16 protein-coding genes and 1 pseudogene are annotated in these 18439 nt (G+C 63.5%); 10 read left to right on the top strand and 7 right to left on the bottom strand.

All coding sequences use genetic code 11. The features are described from left to right. Positions 1-4 precede the first annotated feature (4 nt). The gene (locus SOM47_RS15015) at positions 5-727 is read left to right on the top strand and encodes a pseudouridine synthase (protein ID WP_042615301.1); all 723 of its coding nucleotides are present in this window, start codon (positions 5-7) and stop codon (positions 725-727) included. A gap of 5 nt (positions 728-732) precedes the next feature. Here the strand turns inward: SOM47_RS15015 and SOM47_RS15020 are convergent, their stop codons facing one another. Both SOM47_RS15020 and SOM47_RS15025 read right to left on the bottom strand, forming a co-directional pair. Next, positions 733-1650 (bottom strand): DMT family transporter, encoded by a 918-nt coding sequence (locus tag SOM47_RS15020; RefSeq protein WP_042615300.1) that lies wholly within the window; start codon positions 1648-1650, stop codon positions 733-735. 39 nt (positions 1651-1689) lie between these two features. Further along, on the bottom strand, positions 1690-2520 hold the full coding sequence (locus tag SOM47_RS15025; RefSeq protein WP_320506035.1) for a DUF72 domain-containing protein: 831 nt from the start codon (positions 2518-2520) through the stop codon (positions 1690-1692). Positions 2521-2627: 107 nt separating this feature from the next. Here SOM47_RS15025 and SOM47_RS15030 point away from each other — a divergent pair, with 107 nt between their 5' ends. Both SOM47_RS15030 and smrA read left to right on the top strand, forming a co-directional pair. Further along, positions 2628-4187 carry a serine hydrolase gene (locus SOM47_RS15030; RefSeq protein ID WP_320506036.1) on the top strand — a complete coding sequence of 520 codons (1560 nt, stop codon included), beginning with the start codon at positions 2628-2630 and terminating at the stop codon, positions 4185-4187. A gap of 89 nt (positions 4188-4276) precedes the next feature. Next, complete coding sequence (gene smrA / locus SOM47_RS15035) at positions 4277-6109, top strand: multidrug efflux ABC transporter SmrA (protein WP_320506037.1); 1833 nt, start codon at positions 4277-4279, stop codon at positions 6107-6109. A gap of 90 nt (positions 6110-6199) precedes the next feature. On the opposite strand, the gene SOM47_RS15040 is transcribed toward smrA, so the two are convergent. Continuing rightward, positions 6200-8011 carry a DUF885 domain-containing protein gene (locus tag SOM47_RS15040; RefSeq protein ID WP_320506038.1) on the bottom strand — a complete coding sequence of 604 codons (1812 nt, stop codon included), beginning with the start codon at positions 8009-8011 and terminating at the stop codon, positions 6200-6202. A 107-nt stretch (positions 8012-8118) separates the two neighbouring features. On the opposite strand from SOM47_RS15040, the gene SOM47_RS15045 reads away from it, so the two are divergent. Continuing rightward, the gene (locus SOM47_RS15045; RefSeq protein ID WP_320506039.1) at positions 8119-8925 is read left to right on the top strand and encodes a DUF4349 domain-containing protein; all 807 of its coding nucleotides are present in this window, start codon (positions 8119-8121) and stop codon (positions 8923-8925) included. A 24-nt stretch (positions 8926-8949) separates the two neighbouring features. Here the strand turns inward: SOM47_RS15045 and SOM47_RS15050 are convergent, their stop codons facing one another. Together SOM47_RS15050 and SOM47_RS15055 are read right to left on the bottom strand one after the other, a co-directional pair. Next, a complete protein-coding gene (locus SOM47_RS15050; RefSeq protein WP_042615294.1) occupies positions 8950-9243 on the bottom strand; it encodes a hypothetical protein in 294 nt (97 codons plus the stop codon). A 140-nt stretch (positions 9244-9383) separates the two neighbouring features. Beyond that, positions 9384-10283 (bottom strand): peptidylprolyl isomerase, encoded by a 900-nt coding sequence (locus SOM47_RS15055; protein ID WP_042615293.1) that lies wholly within the window; start codon positions 10281-10283, stop codon positions 9384-9386. 155 nt (positions 10284-10438) lie between these two features. Between SOM47_RS15055 and SOM47_RS15060 the strand changes: the two genes are divergently transcribed. Together SOM47_RS15060 and SOM47_RS15065 are read left to right on the top strand one after the other, a co-directional pair. After that, on the top strand, positions 10439-10804 hold the full coding sequence (locus tag SOM47_RS15060) for a PadR family transcriptional regulator (RefSeq protein WP_042615292.1): 366 nt from the start codon (positions 10439-10441) through the stop codon (positions 10802-10804). Continuing rightward, the gene (locus SOM47_RS15065; RefSeq protein WP_320506040.1) at positions 10801-11823 is read left to right on the top strand and encodes a sensor domain-containing protein; all 1023 of its coding nucleotides are present in this window, start codon (positions 10801-10803) and stop codon (positions 11821-11823) included. Before SOM47_RS15060 ends, SOM47_RS15065 begins: the two co-directional genes overlap by 4 nt. A 159-nt stretch (positions 11824-11982) precedes the next feature. Here the strand turns inward: SOM47_RS15065 and SOM47_RS17660 are convergent. Continuing rightward, a pseudogene (locus SOM47_RS17660) lies at positions 11983-12171 on the bottom strand (polyhydroxyalkanoate depolymerase); the annotation flags it as partial. A gap of 902 nt (positions 12172-13073) precedes the next feature. Between SOM47_RS17660 and SOM47_RS15075 the strand changes: the two are divergent. From SOM47_RS15075 to SOM47_RS15090, 4 genes are read left to right on the top strand one after another with little or no spacing between them, the layout of a single operon-like run. Beyond that, positions 13074-13880 (top strand): HEAT repeat domain-containing protein, encoded by an 807-nt coding sequence (locus SOM47_RS15075; RefSeq protein WP_320506042.1) that lies wholly within the window; start codon positions 13074-13076, stop codon positions 13878-13880. After that, positions 13871-14812, top strand: coding sequence for a HEAT repeat domain-containing protein (locus SOM47_RS15080; RefSeq protein ID WP_320506043.1), 942 nt, complete (start codon positions 13871-13873; stop codon positions 14810-14812). Before SOM47_RS15075 ends, SOM47_RS15080 begins: the two co-directional genes overlap by 10 nt. After that, on the top strand, positions 14805-15749 hold the full coding sequence (locus SOM47_RS15085; RefSeq protein WP_320506044.1) for an ABC transporter ATP-binding protein: 945 nt from the start codon (positions 14805-14807) through the stop codon (positions 15747-15749). Before SOM47_RS15080 ends, SOM47_RS15085 begins: the two co-directional genes overlap by 8 nt. Continuing rightward, positions 15730-16899, top strand: a complete 1170-nt coding sequence (locus tag SOM47_RS15090) for an ABC transporter permease (RefSeq protein WP_320506045.1) — start codon at positions 15730-15732, stop codon at positions 16897-16899. Before SOM47_RS15085 ends, SOM47_RS15090 begins: the two co-directional genes overlap by 20 nt. Positions 16900-17109: 210 nt before the next feature. Here the strand turns inward: SOM47_RS15090 and SOM47_RS15095 are convergent, their stop codons facing one another. Continuing rightward, positions 17110-18417: a polyhydroxyalkanoate depolymerase gene (locus SOM47_RS15095; RefSeq protein ID WP_320506046.1), complete on the bottom strand. Its 1308-nt coding sequence runs from the start codon at positions 18415-18417 to the stop codon at positions 17110-17112. Positions 18418-18439 lie beyond the last annotated feature (22 nt).

The following is an 18439-nucleotide window of genomic DNA, read 5'->3' on the forward strand; positions in this document are numbered from 1 at the left end:
GGGCATGACCATCCGCATCAACAAATACATCGCCGAAACCGGCTTCTGCTCCCGTCGCGAGGCCGACCGGCTGATCAGCGACCGCCGCGTCACTGTCAATGGACGTCCCGCCGGTACCGGCGCGGTGGTCGGCGAGGAGGACAAGGTGCTGGTCGACGGCCAGCCCCTGCGCGCCCGCCAGGCCAGTCGCCCGGGCGGCCGCCGCCACGTCTACATCGTGCTCAACAAGCCGGTCGGGGTGACCTGCACCACCGAAAGTTCGGTGAAGGGAAACATCGTCGAGTTCGTCGGGCACGAGCAGCGCATCTTCCCGATCGGCCGGCTGGACAAGGATTCCGAAGGCCTGATCCTGATGACCAGCAATGGCGACATCGTCAACCAGATCCTGCGCGCGGAAAACGGCCACCAGAAGGAGTACCTGGTGGCGGTGAACAAGCCGGTGACCGACGAGTTCCTGCGCGCGATGGCGCGCGGTGTGCGCATCCACGACCAGATGACCCTGCCGTGCCGTACTTCGCGCATCGCCAAGTTCGGTTTCCGCATCACCCTGCAGCAGGGCCTGAACCGGCAGATCCGCCTGATGGCGGCCGAGTTTGGTTTCCGGGTGACCCAGCTGCGCCGCGTGCGAATCGACAACATCAAGATCGGCGCGCTCAAGCCGGGCCAGTGGCGCAACCTCAGCGAGCCGGAACTGCGCGGGCTGCTGCCGGGGCAGGTCGACTGGTAGGAAGGTCAGATCAGTTCGGGGTGCTGGACGGGGCGGCGACGGTTGAGCAGTGGATGCAGGAAGACCGCCCCGACGATGACGGCGACGCCGACGTAGAACCAGCCCGCCACCTCGTGCTGCTCACGCAGCAGCACCACCGCCAGGATCACCGCGTACACCGGCTCCAGGTTGGTCACCAGCTGCACGGTGTAGGCGCTGAGGTGGCGCAGCGCGACCAGCGCCAGCGCGAACGGCAGCAGGGTACAGAAGCCGGCCAGCACCAGCAGCAGGATGCCGTCGTGCAGGTCCGGCAGCACCCACAGCGGGCTGGCCAGGGCGGGCAGCAGGAACGGCATCAGCGGTGCCAGCAGGGTCAGGGTCAGGGTGCCGGCGCCCAGTTCCAGCGCGGTGACCGTCAGCGGATCGGCATGGCTGACCATGCGTTTGTTGAGTGAACCGAACACCGCCACCAGCAACGCCGACATCGCGCCCACCAGCACCCCCAGGCGCATGCCTTCGGGCACCCCGCCCACCACCAGCGCCACGCCGGGCAGCACCGCGATGCCGAACAGCAGTTCGCGCAGCTGGAATGGTCGCTTGGCCACCCAGGGTTCGATGATGGAGGTGAACACCGGGGCCAGCGCGATGCAGGTGGCGGCGACCGAGGCATTGGCCAGCTTCACCGCGCCGTAGAAGGTGAGCCAGTGCAGCGCGACCAGCGCGCCGATGCCGGAGTAAGCCGCAACCACCGGCCAGGGCATGTTGCGCAGGCCCCGCCACACCCGCGGCAGCAGTGCCAGCATGGCCACCACCAGCAGCATGCGCCACCACACCAGCGGCAGCGCGGGCAGGGTGATCAGCTTGCCAAGGATGGCCGTGATGCCCCACAGCAGCACGCAGAAATGGATCTGGAAAAGGGCTTTGCGGGTATCGGGGCTGCTCATCGCGGTATTGTGCGGCAAGCCAGCGTCGGCGGCGATGGGTCAGCGTGTGTCGCAGCGCTGCTGCAGGGCGATGGCGGCCGCCGGGTTGCGTCGCTTGCCCACACCGATGCACAGCAGGTAGACCTCGCGCGGCGTCGGATCGGCTGGCGGTGTGATCAGCGGAAGATCTTCGCCCGCGCTGCCTTGTGCCCATGCCTGCGCGCGCGCGGCCCAGCGTTGCTGGAGCGGGGCAGGCAGGCCGGCACGGAGGCGCGCTTGGCTGCGCTTGATCCGGGCGTAGACGAAGTCGGCGCTGAGGTCGCCGTGCAACGGGGCCTCGTCGCTGTCTTCGATGACCAGGGCAATGTTGTGGGTGCGTGCTGCCTGCACCAGCGTGGCATTCACTGCTGCGGGGTTGCGTACCTCCAGCGCGTGCTGCAGCGGCACGCCCTGCAGGGTGGCTGGCAATGATTGCATGAACTCCGCCAGCGCGCCGGCATCGGCCTTGTGAGTGGGGGCGAACTGCCACAGCAGCGGGCCCAGGCGTTCACCCAGGCCCAGCGCAGCCTGCAGGAATGGCTGCGCGGCCTCGGCAACGCCGGACAGGTCGCGCCGCTGCACCAGGTAACGCGGGGCCTTCATCGAAAAACGGAAGCCTGGCGGTGTCTGCGCGGCCCACTGCGCGCACTGTGCCTGGGTCGGCGTGCGGTAGAACGTACCGTTGATTTCGATGCAGCGCAGGGCATTGCTGGCGAACGCCAGTTCCTCGCGCTGTGGCAGTCCCTCCGGATAGAACACGCCACCGCGCCACTCCGGGAATACCCATCCTCCGATGCCGCAACGGATCGGCGCCGAGGTCGAACTACCTTTGGTCTTTCCACCTGTCTCCATCCCACCCCTCCTTTGGCACGGGGAAGGCTGCACCGCCGGCCGTTACCATCATGAGAATTCCCGGCGCGCCTGCTCGGCGCGACCATCCACTCTGGAGAACGTGCGTGATGAAGACCCTGATCGGAGGCGCCATGCTGCTGGCCTTTACCACCCTGGCGAGCGCGGCGACTCCGGCCTCGTTGCAGGATCTGGATGCCACGGTGGAGCGGGTACGCGCGCGCTTCGACGTGCCGGGCATCGCGGTGGCCGTGGTCAAGGACGGCAAGGTGGTGCTGGAGCAGGGCTGGGGCGTGCGCGAGCAGGGCCGCCCGGAGCCGGTGCGGGCCGATACGCTGTTTGCGATTGCCTCCAACACCAAGGCGTTCACCGCGCTGTCGCTGAACCTGCTGGCCGAAGAAGGCAAGCTGAAAATGGACGACAAGGTGGTCGACCACCTGCCGTCGTTCCGCATGTCCGATCCGTTCGTGACCCAGCAGATGACCCTGCGCGACCTGCTCTCGCACCGCAGCGGGCTGGGCCTGGGCGCCGGTGACCTGCTGTTCTGGCCGACCACCGGCTACAGCAACGCCGAGGTGGTGGAACGGCTGGGCAGGGTGCCGCTGAAGGGCGGCTTCCGCGAACGCTATGCCTACGACAACATCCTGTACGCGGTGGCGCAGCAGGTGGTCGAGAAGGTCTCCGGACAGTCCTATCAGGACTTCCTGCAGCGACGCATCTTCGACAAGGTCGGCATGGCCGGCACCCGCTACAACGCTGACCACCTGCGCCCCGGCGACAACGCCGCGGTCGGCCATGCCAAGTTCGATTTCAAGGACCTGCGCACGGTGGCACCGCTGACCTGGCAGAACAATGCCGGCGCCGGTGGCATCTACTCCAGCGTGCATGACATGGCGCGCTGGATGCAGGTGCAGTTGGCGCAGGGAACGCTGGCCGACGGCAGTGCGCTGTTCACAGCGAAGAGCCAGCAGCAGATGTGGCAGATGATCACCCCGCAGGTGGTGGCCGAGCCGGCGGTAGCGGAACTGGCGCCGGCACGGCCGAACTTCGCCGGCTACGCCGAAGGCTGGAGCCTGAGCGATTTCCGCGGCCGCAAGCTGGTATGGCATACCGGCGGTTGGCCGGGCATGGTGTCCCGGGTGACGCTGGTGCCCGGCGAGAACCTGGGCGTGGTGGTGCTGACCAACCAGGAAGCCGGCGCGGCCTTCAATGCCATCACGCTGAGCGTGCTCGATGCTTATCTGGGCGGTGACCGGCATGACTGGGTGGACGCCTACGGCAAGGCCGTGGACAAGAGCCGTGACAAGGCCGACGCGGCCTGGGCCAAACACCAGGCGGCACGCACCGCGCACACCACACCATCGTTGGCCCTGGAGCGGTATGCCGGTCGCTACCGCGACCGCTGGTACGGGGACATGCACATCACCGCCAACGGCAAGGCGCTGCGGCTGCGGTTCGACAAGACCGCGCAGCTGTTCGGCACGCTCGAACACTGGCAGCACGACACCTTCATCGTGCGCTGGGACGACCGTTCGCTCAATGCCGACGCCTTCGTCAACTTCAGCCTGGACCCGGACGGGAAGGTTCGCGAGGTACGCATGCAGGCGATCTCCGAGCTGACCGACTTCAGTTTCGACTTCCAGGATCTGTTGTTCGTGCCGCAGGAATGAGGTTGGCGTGGACGATGGCCAGCGGCCGTCACTACCCGATATGCCTACGGTGGGATAATCCACCGGTTATCCCGTTGTGAGCGACTGTGATGTTCCGCTGGTTTGAATCCCTGATCCCGGTCTTCCCGCCGGTGGACAAGCGCATGCCGCCGCGCAGCGTGTTCAAGTTCTACCTGTTCTACCTGCGCCCGGTGTGGCCGGTGCTGCTGGCCACGCTGGTCGCCGGCCTGCTGTTGGCACTGGTGGAAGTGGCGATGTTCGACTTCCTCGGCCGCATCGTGGACATGGTCGCCGAGCAGCCCGGTGCCGGGTTCTTCCAGCGCCACGCATCGGACCTGCTGTGGATGGTGGCGGTGTGCGTGGTCGCCCGGCCGGTGCTGGTCGGGCTGCACAACCTGCTGGTCAACCAGGCCATCGTGCCGGGCCTGAGCAACCGCTCGCGCTGGCTGATGCACAACTACGTGGTGCGCCAGAGTCTGACCTTCTTCCACAACGATTTCGCCGGCAGCGTGGCCAACCGCGTGATGCAGACCGGCACCTCGCTGCGCGAATCGGCGGTGCAGATGGTCGATTCGCTCTGGTACATCGTGGTCTACACCGGCACCGCGCTGTTCCTGTTCGCCCAGGCCGACTGGCGGCTGATGATTCCGCTGGTGCTGTGGATGCTGGCCTACGCGGTGATCATGGTGTACTTCGTGCCGCGTGCGAAGGAGCGCGCCTGGATCGCCTCCGAAGCGCGTTCCAAGGCGATGGGCCGCATCGTCGATGGCTATACCAACATTCCGACGCTGAAATTGTTCGCCCACGGCGGACGCGAGCAGGCCTACGTCGCCGAATCCATCCAGGAGCTGGCCGAGAAGCATCGCCGGCAGACGCGCATCACCAGCGGGATGGACCTGACCATCGCCATCGTCAACGGGTTCCTGATCGCCGGCACCTGCGGACTGGCGCTGTGGCTGTGGAACGATGGGCTGATCACGGTCGGTGCGATCACCCTGGCCACTGGCCTGGTCATCCGCATCCACAACATGTCTGGTTGGATCATGTGGACCATCAACGGCATTTTCGAGGACATCGGCACGGTGCAGGATGGCATCACCACCATTTCCCAGCCGTTGACGGTGCAGGATCGCGATGACGCCGTACCGCTCAAGGTGAGTGCCGGTGGCGTGCATTTCCAGGATATCCACTTCCACTACGGCAAGCGCGGTGGGGTGATCGCAGGGCTGGACCTGCAGGTGAAGCCGGGCGAGAAGATCGGCCTGGTCGGGCCGTCGGGCGCGGGCAAGTCGACCCTGGTCAACGTGCTGCTGCGTCTGTACGACCTGGAGAGCGGACGCATCCTGATCGACGGGCAGGACATCGCCGGTGTCACCCAGGAAAGCCTGCGCGGGCAGATTGGCGTGGTCACACAGGATACGTCGCTGCTGCATCGTTCGATCCGCGACAACCTGTTGTACGGACGTCCCGAAGCCTCTGAAGTCGAGCTGCGTGCGGCCGTGGCCAAGGCGCGTGCCGATGGCTTCATCGATTCGCTGGTCGATGCCCAGGGGCGGCAAGGCTACGACGCGCTGGTGGGCGAGCGCGGGGTGAAGCTGTCAGGCGGGCAGCGGCAGCGCATCGCGATCGCGCGGGTGCTGCTGAAGGACGCGCCGATCCTGGTGCTGGACGAAGCGACCTCCGCGTTGGATTCGGAGGTGGAAGCGGCGATCCAGGACAACCTGGACGAGCTGATGGGCGGCAAGACGGTGATCGCCATCGCGCACCGGTTGTCGACCATCGCGCGGATGGACCGGCTGGTGGTGATGGACCAGGGGCGCATCGTGGAAACCGGCACGCATGCCGAACTGGTGGCGGCCGGCGGTCTGTACGCGCGGCTGTGGGCGCGCCAGACCGGGGGCTTTGTGGCCGCCGACGGATGATCGGTAGCGCCGAGCCGTGCTCGGCGAGCGCAGCGGGCCGTTAACGGAGAGATAGCGCCGAGCCACGCTCGGCGCTACCGGATGCAGCGCTTACTCGATCGGCTGGTCCAGCATCAGCTGGCGCGCGAAACGCACCGGCGGGGCGCCGTAGGACAGCATCTTGTCGTGGTACGCCTTCAGGTTGAACTGGTCGCCCAGTTTTTCCTGCGCGGCCTTGCGCGTGTCGAAGTGTTCCTGCGCACCGACGAAGTAGGTCGGCAGCTGCGCGGAGGTCAACTGTGCGCGCACCCACTTGCCCGACGCTTCGCTTTCCTGCTGGAACGCATCGTGGGTCATCAGGTGCATCGCCTGTTCGCGCGTCCAGTTGTCCACGTGCACGCCCTGGTCCAGGATCGCGTTGGAAATGGTGCGCAGGTAGAACTTCAGCTGCACCAGGTGGAACAGCGGATCGTTATCCAGGTAGCCCTGTTCCTGCATCATGCGTTCGGTGTAGACCGCCCAGCCTTCGGCGAACAGGCCCGAGCGCAGCACCGCACGCAGCGTGGAGGGGAGCTTGGCCGAATGCCAGCCTTCCAGGTAGTGGCCCGGGGTGCCTTCGTGGATGCTCAGCAGGTGGATCATGCGGGAGTTGTACTCGCGCAGGAACGAGTCGACCTGCTTGTCGTTCCAGTCATCCGGAATCGGCGAGACCGCGTAGAAGGTCTTCAGGTTCTTGTCCAGCGGACCGGGCGAATCACAGTAGGCCACGGCCACGCCGCGCTGGAATTCGGGCATCAGGATGATGTCCACCGGCGCATCGGGCAGGGTCATCAGGTCATGCTCGCGCACGAACGCGGTGGACTGGTCCAGTGCGGCCTTGGCATCTTCCACAACCTTGTCGCGGGCCGGCTTGTCGGCGTAGGCCAGTTCCAACGCGGCTTCGATCGCCTTCTGCTGTTGCTCGTCGCTCGGGTTGGCCGGCATCTGCGGTGCGCCCGGCTTGTCCTTCAGCACGGTCTGGGCGATGCCATACATGTCCTGGCGCACGCGCTTGAGTTCGGCACGTGCACGCTCACCGATCTCCTGCCGCGACAGCGAGGAGTTCAGCGCGAACTTCAGCTTCTGGTCGTACAATTCGGCGCCGACGCGGAACTCGCCCTTGGCATTGGGCACCAGGGTCTTGTCCAGCCACTGCTGCTGCTCGTCCACGGCCTTCTTCAGGCCGTCGATGGCGGCCTGCAGGCGCTGCTGGTCGGCCTGCGGCAGTTCGCCGATGTGCGGGGTGATGAAGGTATCGACGATGCTGAGGATGCCGCGGTTCTGCTTGGCCACCGTTTCGGCATGAATCTTCGGCACGCGTGCCGGATCCAGGTTCTCACGGGCCTGGGCGAAGATCGCCGGGATCTTCTCCATGCGCGCGGTAGCCGACTTCAGGCGCTCGGGCAGCGGGGCGAACTCACGCGCCATCAGGCCGTAGATCGCGCTGCCTGCCAGGCCGTTGTACATCTGCGGATCCCACTTGGACGACTGCAGCACTTCGGCATTCCAGATATCCGACTGCAGCTGGTTGCGCAGGATCGCCGCATCCACCTGGTTTTCGCGGCCCAGCTTGGCCACGTCCATTTTCTCCAGCTCGGCGAGCAGGCCCTTGTAGGCGGTCAGCGTCTTCTGCTGGCCGGCGGCACTGAGGTCGTCGATCTCGCTGTCGAAGCGGTGGTCGCCGATCTGCGTGGCACCCACGGGCGAAAGCTGCATCCAGCTGTCCAGGGCACGCTTGGACAGATCGGCAAAGGCCGCATCGGCGGCGGCATCAGCGGCCTGCGCCGGCGCGGCGGCGGGCGGGGTGGCGGACGACGGGGCGTCGGCCTGCTGGCAGCCGCCGAGGGCAGCGATCAGGGCGAGGGCAAGGAGATGCTGGCGCATCGGAAATCCTGTCTTGGGGTCAATCGCCAAGCATAGGCCGGGGCCGTCGCCCTGTCTGCGTGCCAAAGGATTACCATCGTCGCATTCCAACGCAGGGACGGGACACAATGCACAAGGAAGCAAGGCGCCATCCGCGCTGGGTCGGCGCGCTGGCCATGCTGCTGACCCTGGCCGGCTGTGGCCAGCATGAGGCGGCGACCGATGCAGGTGCCGGTGCTGCCGACGCGGTGGTGTCGCCGGAAGGGGCGTCGCTGGCCTACGAACATGACCTGGACATCCGCCTGGATGCGGCGAAGATCGGACCGCGGGTCAAGCAGATCGCCGATGCCTGCCAATCCGCCCGTTTCGGCGACTGCGCGGTGCTGCAGGTGGGTCAGCAGGGCGGCGAGTACCCCAGCGGTTCGATCCGCGTGCGCATCGCGCCGAAGGGTGTGGAACCGATCATCGGATTGGCCGGGCAGGGCGGGGAGGTGTCCTCGCGCAACACCCACGCCGAAGACCTCGCCCAGCAGGTAGCGGATACCGCATTGGCGAAGGCGCGCCTGCAGAAGGAGCACGAGCGCCTGCTCGCCTACCAGGACAGCAAGGACATCAAGCTGGCCGACCTGCTGGTCATCACCCAGCGGCTGTCGGAAATCGAGGCGGGGGTGGAACAGGCCAACAAGGACGCGGCCCAGCAGCGTCGACGCATCGACACGCAGCTGGTGACGATGCAGTTCAACGCACCGTCCGGACAGCGCAGCCGCAATGAAATCGGCATGGCGCTGTCCGAATCCGGAGCGATCCTCACCACCAGTATCGCGTACCTGATACGGGCCATCGCCGCGCTGCTGCCGGTGCTGGTGATCGGCAGCATCGTCGGCTGGATCGGCCTGCGCCTGTGGCGCCGGCGACGTGCGCGCAGGGCGGGTTGACCCCGCCCCTTCAACCGCGCGGAATCAGCCCTCGTCGGTCTCGTATTCGACGAAGACATCCAGCTCCAGGGCGAGCTCCTGCACCGCATCGCGCACCTTCTGCGCGGTGCTTTCGTTGCCCACCTCCACTTCCAGTTCATGGCTGCCCGGACCAATGTCATCGGACAGGCCGGCCGAACTGGAATCGTCGTCGTCCATCTTCGGCATCAGGTCGTCGGTTTCCTCGACATGCTCGATACCTTCGATGCTCTGCAGCAGGTCGCTGATCGCACGCGCATCGTCTTCGGTTCCGGTAATTCGCAGTCGCAGCATGGCCATGGGGTTGTCCTGGTGGGAAACAGGACTCCAGCCTAGCCAGCCGGCGGAAAAGAGCGGGTGAGGGTGGAGCGGGGAACTTGCTCACGCTTCCTGTACGGCGCTGCACGGGCAGCGTGGCGGTCAGCCCGCGCCGCTGCGCGTCACCGCACCGGTACCGGGATGTTGCACAGATCGATGTGACCGGCCGGCCGTTTGTAGAAATCATCGACCCGGTTGCGTCGGGCTTCCACGGTATCGGCGAAGGTTTTCGAGTCGGTGCGCAGTACCTGGATCGGCGTGCGTTCGGCGGCGGGGACATCGCTGGCGCGGCGTATCGCGGTAATCGGTGTCCGCTGCTTCGGATCCGCGTAGAAGCCCATCGGCGCCGGTCCCCGTGGCAGGGCGCTGAGCAGTTCCATGCCCTTCAGTACGCGGCCGACCACGGTGATGTTGCGGTCCAGCTGGCGCGGCGACTGGCCGGTGACCACGTACAGTTCAGCGCCCACGCTGCTGTCTTCTTCGTTGTTGCGACCTGCGCCCAGCGCGCCATAGCAATGCGCCAGCCAGGTCCTGCCGTCCTTCATGTCCTGGCCGACCGGGAAGCCGTCGACGAAGCCGGTGCGCGACGCCCAGCCATCGCGATCGGGCAGCGGGCTGACCTTCAACCCCGCCGTGGCCCGTTCGAATTCGGCCGGCAGTTTCTTCTGCGCCGATCCCATCGGCCTGGCCTTGGCGGCATCGTCGGCGTCGGCATCGCCGAACTGCACCACGAAGTTGTCCTGGGACCGGTAGATGCTGGTGCCGTCCCAGAAATGTTCGTGGGCAAAGGTCTGGATGTTGGCCACGTGGCGCGGCGCGAACTGCGGCGCCAGCTCGATGATCACCCTCCCGGCCGGCAGGTCCATGTACAGCAGGTTGGCCGGGTCGGGCGTGCGCCAGTCGCGGTCGGGTGCGGTTTCCAGGATCTGCTGCGCGCTGCGGTAGGGCGTGGCCGCGGGGGCCAGCGAAGGCAGCAGGCAGGTGGCCAGGGCAAGCGCCAACAAGGCAGGGCGACGGTCCATGGTGAGCCTTTCAGGAAAGAGAGCCCGATCATGCGCGAGCCCACGGCTTCCTGCCAGCACCCGGCGCGGGTGCCGTAGGGGGCCGTGACCTCCGGCCTATTTCACTAGGTCGAACTCCGCACTAGTGTTCACTTCAACGTAGTGGAGATGCCGCCATGGTCGATGAAGAGATCCAGCTGAAGAAGTTCCAGAAGGAGCTCAGTGCGGGGACCGTGTCGCTGGCGCTGATGGCCGTGTTGGCCAAGGCACCGGAGCCGCTGTACGGCTACCTGATCGCCAAGGAACTGGAGCAGGTGGGTGAGGGCGTGCTGAGTGGCAAGCAGAGCGCCCTGTACCCGGTGCTGCGCAACCTGGAAGGGGCCGGCCTGCTGGAAAGCCACGTGGAGCCTTCCACCAGCGGCCCACCGCGACGCTACTACCGCATCACCGAGCAGGGACGTGCCGTGCTGGAGCAGTGGATCCAGGCCTGGCGTGCCACCCGCGATTCCGTCGATTCCGTTCTGGAGGGCGTACTGCAATGAACATCGAGCACACCATGGGCAGGACCCTGCCGGCGACCATTCCCGATTACCTGGCGCAGTTGCGCGCCGCGCTGCACGATGCCGATCCGGCGATGGTCCAGGACGCGCTGTACGACGCCGAGGAATACCTGCGTTCGGAACTGGCCGCGCAGCCGGGGCGCAGCGAGGGCGAGGTGATCGCCGACGTGGCCGGCAGCTACGGCGCGCCGGACGAGGTGGCCGACATCTACCGTGAAACCGAGTTGACGGTGAACCGCGCGCTGCGTACGCCGAAGACACAACTGGGCACCCGCGTGCCGACCGCCCCCGCAGTGGGCAGCGGCTTCGATGCGGTTCCGCCGGCGGCAGGCGCGGCGGCATCCGGTCCGGCCATCCCGGATCCGCCGCCGTCGCCACCGCGCTCGCTGGCGGCGCGATTCTTCGGCGTGGTAGTGGATCCGCACACCTACGGCGCGCTGTTCTACATGCTGCTTTCGCTGGCCACGGGCACCTTCTTCTTCAGCTGGGTGGTCACCGGCCTGTCGCTGTCGCTGGGCCTGCTGATTCTGATCATCGGTGTACCCGTGGCGGTGCTGTTCTTCGGCTCCATCCGCGGGCTGTCGTTGCTGGAAGGAAGGCTGGTGGAGGCGCTGCTGGGCGAACGCATGCCGCGTCGTCCGCGCTTCAGCGACCGCAGCCGCAGCTGGCTGCAGCGGATCGGCGACATGTTCACCGATGGCCGCACCTGGCTGACCCTGCTGTACTTCGTGCTGATGCTGCCGCTCGGCATCGCCTACTTCACCGTGGCAACGACGCTGCTGGCGCTGTCTCTGGCCTTGATCTGGTCACCGGTTGCGGTGTGGTTCCCGGGTGCCTACACCGGGGTGACCATCAATGGCCTGCCGCTGCTGGAAAGCGCATGGGCCACGCCGCTGCTGGCACTGGCTGGCGGGCTGCTGCTGTTCGGCACGCTGCACCTGGCGCGGGCGGTCGGCCGCATGCACGGCACCCTGGCCAAGCACCTGCTGGTGCGGTTGTAAGGGCGATAGGCCGGTAGCGCCGAGCCATGCTCGGCGAGCGCGCAGCGCGGCCTGTGTCAGCCACCACGATGCCGGATCGAAAAGCCGCCGAGCATGGCTCGGCGCTACCTTGGTTCAACGGTAGTGACGGCCGCTGGCCGTCAGCACCAACGCGGGCTGTCAGCTGGTTTTCCGCCGCAACGGGGTGACGTTGCTCTTCTTCTTCGGCTTCGCCGAGGCCGGTGCTTCGGCATTGGCGGCGAAGAAATCGCGCACCTTCGGGTACACCACTTCGCGCCAGCGACGGCCGCTGAAGATGCCGTAATGGCCGGCGCCTTCGACGATGAAATGCTCGCGGCGGTCTTCGAAGAAGCCTGCGGAAACGCACCGTCGTTCGTGACCTCCCGAACGGCGCTTAGGCAGATCGACACGTCTGTGCGCTGAATGCGCCGCAATCACTCGACCCTGACTGCGACGACGGCATCCCTCGAGTTTCTTCCGCAGCGGCAACTGGTCCATGGTCGCCACCCGGTTAAATGAAATCAGTTCTCAGCCACCGCTGCTGCATCGCTCTCCCGACCAGCCTCCTTGATCGAACTGAGCGTTTGAGCGAAATCTGCAAGCGCGCATGCAGCACTGATGTTCTCATCAGATCCGCCGCAGATGAGCGGCTAGTACAAGAAAATGCGGCGTCGACTACGCCGTATCCGCCGATTAAATAAAGGACTGATTAATGACAACTCTGGATGTGGCGACCATTCCAACCCTCAGCTTTGAGGTCGGACTCTGCGGGTGCTCGCAGGTGGATTCTGTTCTGGAGCCGATAACCACGGCGGTGATGATTATAATTGCGATCCTATGACGCTACATAAACAATCGAGGTTTTTATGATCCAAGTCAGTGAGCTGCCAGCTCTTTCGTATGAAGTTGCGATCTGCGGATGTCGACCTGTAGAGGAGGTCGCGGGTCCAGGATGCTATGCGGCAGGCGTCCTACTCGGAATTCTGATTAATCAAGCGATCGGTTGATTATGCGCCGGCGCATTCTAAGGATTGCGTCGGCCATTCTTGCGTGGGTAAGCTGTTATGAGAAATCCAGAGAACACAATAAGAATATGCGACGACCCGGATCTTCAGCGAGTATTTTTTGATCTGTCAAGCGAGCCGAATAGGCTAGACGGAAGATTGTCGTCGAGCGGGATCAGTGGCCGTCTTTCGTCGATTTCAGCAAGGATTGGCGCAACGAAAGATTGCTCAAACATCGAGGTGTTGATGAATGAGCTGTCAATGGTGATCAGCGAGGAGTGTGTCGAGCAAATTTTGGGAGAGGAGCTCGACCGTTTCGCAAGCACGCCTCTCTACTCGGTAGGGGCGAAGAGCTTTGACAGCGAATCTTTCAGTGGCATGGTCCTGTTTGAGGACGAAGAAATAAGGCTTTCCTTGGTGTCTATCGGGCCGATGGCGCTTCGTCTTAAGAAGATGCGCAACGCTGAACACGACACGGTAGCCGGCATCACGATTCAGGGATCAGATACCTTGCTCCGATTCATTAGAGCAGGCGGTTCAGTGGCTGACTTCTGGTCTGCGCAGCCTTTTTCACCGAATGAGCCTCTGGCAGAAAGGCGCATGCTGGAACAGCCAAGCAGACACGTGGCCGATGGCGACATTGTCTTCCTTAGGGGCGGCGTCGACGCCATGTCGATTGCAAGTTGCGAGCGCCCCATTATTTTTGTGAGTGTGTCCCGCCTTCAGTCGCGGACAGCAGTTAACGCGCATTATCTAACGAGTGGGGGATTGGCTTCGTGTACTGCTTCGGATATGGGTGCGTCACGCGTGCAAATGCTAGCCACGCTAGTTCGTGAGCTTGGCTGGAAAGACGGTGCAGATACTCTGATAGAGCTGGCTGGGCATTCCGATCACTTTGTACGCTGGCACGTGTTGCGAGAGCTTACGGCCCTCTGTCCGACGACAGCATATAGCCACGTCTGCAAAGCTGCTGCTGATGATCCGCACCCACAGGTTCGGGACGCGGCACTGAAAACGCAAGTGATTATTGAAGGAGTGGAAGCATGCCGTTGAACATGGAGCGTGAAGAGTCTGGCAGTATCGTCCTTGACGATCTTGTGGAATTTCTCTGGGAGAACAAGATTCAGCCCAGCGATACTGACTCGCTTGCATCAGCGGCGCCCATGCTTAAGCGTCTTTCGAATAATCGAGAATTTCTAGCTGAGATGGTTTGTAGGGAGCTTTCCGACTATAGGAGTTTGCAATCCTCGAACAGCTACTCCGCACAGGTGTTCATGATCTACCCACCACAACGTAAAGGTCAGCCATTCTTCCTGCGCGCATGCTTCTGGCCTGCTCATGCAGACCAAGTTGTGAAGACAAGCGGTACGGACCCGTTTTTTTATCACAAGCCACATGATCATAATTTCAACTTTCTTACAGTTGGTTATCATGGGCCGGGCTACGCAAGTGATTATTATGAGTATGATTATGAGAGGTGCGATGGCGTCCCTGGAGAAAGTGTCGCACTAAGGTTCATGGAGCGTAGTAGTCTCGAGAAAGGTAAGGTGCTGCTTTACAGGGCCTTCGTCGATGTCCATGACCAATTGCCGGCTGATTCTTTCTCTGTCTCACTGAATATCATGGAGAATTCAATTCGGGCATCCGTGATGGATCAGTATGCATTTGATATCAATAAGGGCGTTATATCTGGTCTGCTTAATCGATCGTCAGCAGTTTCGCTGTTTAATGCTGCAGCGGCTTTGGGTGGTGGGCAGCATCGTGAAGTCCTTGAAGCGATTTCCGTGAAGCACGACATTGATCGGGTCAGGTTGGCAGCCTTTGACGCATTAGCAAGGTCGGCTGAAGGAACTAACGATGCGCTCGAAGTCTGGTCCGGCATCCGGGACAGCGATTCGGCTTTTCTGCGGGGCTGGAGAGCGATACGCACGGCAGAGATAGAGGCGCTTGCCCGGGCCTCTATCAAGGGGGATAGGCTTGCTTGAGCTGAAAGGGGTTGTGAAGTGCTACGGGGACATCACAGCGGTAGACAGGGTTTCGATGAAGGTCGAGGCGGGCACCATAGCCGCCCTCATCGGGCCCAATGGCGCAGGAAAGTCCACGACGTTTCGGCTTATTTCCGGCCTCCTACATGCCGATGATGGGCAGATCCTCTGGTGCGGACAGCGATTGGAAAGTGCGTTGACGCGAGAGCAACGTGGATTCCTGCCGGAGGAACGCGGCCTGTACCAAGCGATAGAGGTGGAACAGTTGCTGCGGTACTGGGCGCGCTTGAGGAACATCGACGGCAGCGCGATTCCGGCGATCCTGGAGGATTGGATCTCCCGGTTTGAGCTTGATTCGAAACGGCGTGCTCTTGTGAGAACGCTATCGAAGGGCAATCAGCAGAAAGTTCAGCTGGCCATATGCCTGATGCACTCGCCAAAGCTAATCGTTCTTGATGAGCCATTCTCCGGCTTGGATCCGCTCAACCAGGATCTGGTCTCCGAAATTCTGCTCGAGCAAGCGGCCAGTGGAGCCACAATTCTCATATCAGCGCATCAAATGGCGCTGGTTGAGAGGATGGCTACTACGGTGACGTTTATGCACGCCGGTCGTACGGTGGCTATGCCAGCGTTCGGCAAGTCCGGAGAGCGACAGGCGGATAGTCTGCAGCGGCTGGTGGTGGTGCACATTGAGTCCGGGGCTCGGCTCCTGCTGACTAATCTGCCGCCGCACCAAGTGACGCACACCGCTGACGACCAGATCACCATTACATTCCCGGCCATGAGGCTCGCCGCTTTTACGGATGCCTTGGCCGAGTTGGCGGCACTCGACGGCGTCGTGGATCTGGAGTTTTCCCGGCCCAGCCTCCATCGGGCCTACGTCGAATCGGTGTCGACCAACACAACGGGAGCAGGGCATGGATCGTCGCATACTTGATGTGGCTCGGTTCGAGTTTCGGCGTTTCCTGGACATCAGGGGCGAGTTGATTGGCGTCTCGGTGCTCGTGCTTATCGCATTGATCCGCTTCGGCGGCGAAGCGCTCATGGTGATGTCGACTCCCAGCAATCTGGCGATTGCTGTTGAAACCAACGTGGATGATTTGTTGCCGATGGGGCAGTCAGGTCGGTTCCATTTCGCGGCTGCAGAGCCCGAAGCGCGAGTCGAGTCGCTGCGACGCATTCGAGATGGCGATCTGGCCGGATTGCTCATTGAAGAGACGCCTAACCACTATCGTCTTTACACCAACGATCGAGTGCACTGGCAGGACGCGCTTGCCGATAGCTTCGCACCTTGGCACCGTTTGCTGAATGCAAGGCGTGCCGGCATTTCAGAAGCAGACCTTCAGGCCATCACCACAGACCCTCAACTCGTTTCAACGCACCTGCAGGGTGGGGGAAATCGAGCGGGGCCGGCTACTTATGCTGCTTCGGTTTCGATAATGGTGCTGAGTATCCTCGGCATCATCTCGGCGCTTTCGCTTGTCCTGCAAGGAATAGCCGGTGAAAAATTCGGCCGGATAAGTGAGATCGTGCTTTCGGCGATCAGTCCCTCCATATGGATCGATGGAAAGCTGATCGCGGCGACACTGCATGGCATCAAAACCATCTTCTCTTACGCAATCTACGGAGTACTGGCCTCGACCCTGCTTGGCGTCCTCGACCCGGCGCAACTGTTCGACGTCCTGCGCGCATGGCCAGAACTTCTTTCAGCACTGTTGATTGGTGTGATCGGGCTAGGTTTCTGGAGCGTTGCATTTGCGCTGGTCGCTGCGCGGCTGCCTAGCGCTACCTCTCCCATCCGGAACACGCTGATCCTCGTGCCTATGACCTGCCTCCTTCTTTGCTTGGGAGGGGCAAAGGAGCCGGATAATGCGTTCATGGTCGCCTTGTCATTCTTCCCGCCCACCATGCCCTTTGCATTGCCGCTGCGGATCATTGCAGACACGGTTGCAGTGTGGGAGGTTGTCGTCTCGGTAGGGCTTGCGCTGGCGAGTACCTGGCGAATGCGAGGCGCGGTTGTGAACGTCTTTGCTGACGCAGTGCTGGGCGCGGGGACCAAGGGGAGTGCGGCCGCTGCAAGTCTGTGAGAGCGTTGATTGCAGGCACCCTGGCCAAGCACCTGCTGGTGCGGCTGTAAAGGCGATGGGCAGGTAGCGCCGAGCCATGCTCGGCGAGCGCGTAGCACGGCCTGTGCCAGCCCCCGCGATGCCGGATCGAAAAACCGCCGAGCATGGCTCGGCGCTACCTTGGTCCAACGGTAGTGACGGCCGCTGGCCGCCAACGCCAACGCCGGGTAGTCAGCCGGCTTTCCGCCGCAACGGGGTGACGTTGCTCTTCTTCTTCGGCTTCGCCGAGGCCGGTGCTTCGGCATTGGCGGCGAAGAAATCGCGCACCTTCGGGTACACCACTTCGCGCCAGCGGCGGCCGCTGAAGATGCCGTAATGGCCGGCGCCTTCGACGATGAAATGCTCGCGGCGGTCTTCGGCAATACCCGTGCACAGCGACTGCGCCGCTTCGGTCTGGCCGAGTCCGGCGATATCGTCCAGCTCGCCTTCGATGCTCAACAGCGCCGTATCGCGGATGGCCGACGGATCGACCCGTTCACCCTTGATGTACCACTCGCCGCGCGGCAGCAGGAAATCCTGGAACACCACGCTGATCGTATCCAGGTAGTACTTGGCGGGCATGTCCAGCACCGCGTTGTACTCGTCGTAGAAGCGACGGTGCGCGTCGGCGTCTTCCAGGTCGCCCTTGACCAGGTCGGCATAGAAATCCCAGTGCGAGCTGAAATGCCGGCTGGGGTTCATCGACAGGAAGCCGGCGTGCTGCAGGAAGCCCGGATACACGCGGCGGCCGGCGCCGGGGTAGCTCGGCGGCACGGTGTGGATGACGTTGTTTTCGAACCACGACAGCGGGTTCTGGGTGGCCAGGTTGTTCACTGCGGTCGGGCTGCAGCGCGCATCGATCGGCCCGCCCATCATCACCAGCGACTTCGGCGTCGGTTCACCGCGGCTGGCCATCAGCGAAACCGCAGCCAGTACCGGTACGGTGGGCTGGCACACGCTCACCACGTGCAGGCGCTCAACGCCGAGGTGGCGGATGAACGCCTGGATGTACTCCACGTAATCATCCAGCCCGAACTCGCCTTCGCTGCCCGGCACCATGCGTGCGTCGACCCAATCGGTCACGTACACGCGGTGGTCGCGCAGCAGGGTGCGCACGGTATCGCGCAGCAGCGTGGCGTGGTGGCCGGACAACGGCGCCACCACCAGCACGAACGGCTGGTTGAGCATGGTGTGCAGCTGGTCGGCTTCGTTGCTGTGGCGCTTGAAGCGCAGCAGCTTGCAGAAGGGCTTGCTGACCTCCTCGTGGACCACGATCGGCACGCGCTCGCCGTCCACGTCGATCTCGTTGATGCCCCACTCGGGCTTCTCGTAATCCTTGCCCAGGCGATGGAACAGCTCGTTCATCGCCGCCAGGCGATCGGCACCGGGCATTTGCCCCCACCAGTGGCCGGCATTGTTGAAGAAGTGGGCATTTGCCTGGGCCTGGTGGACCCAGGGGGCCAGCAGATTACGGGTCAATTCGTGAAGCTGGTAGAGCATATCGACTCAATATGTATGGTCA

It is taken from the genome of Stenotrophomonas sp. CFBP8980 (assembly GCF_034046095.1).
GTDB classification, from domain to species: Bacteria; Pseudomonadota; Gammaproteobacteria; order Xanthomonadales; family Xanthomonadaceae; genus Stenotrophomonas; species Stenotrophomonas lacuserhaii.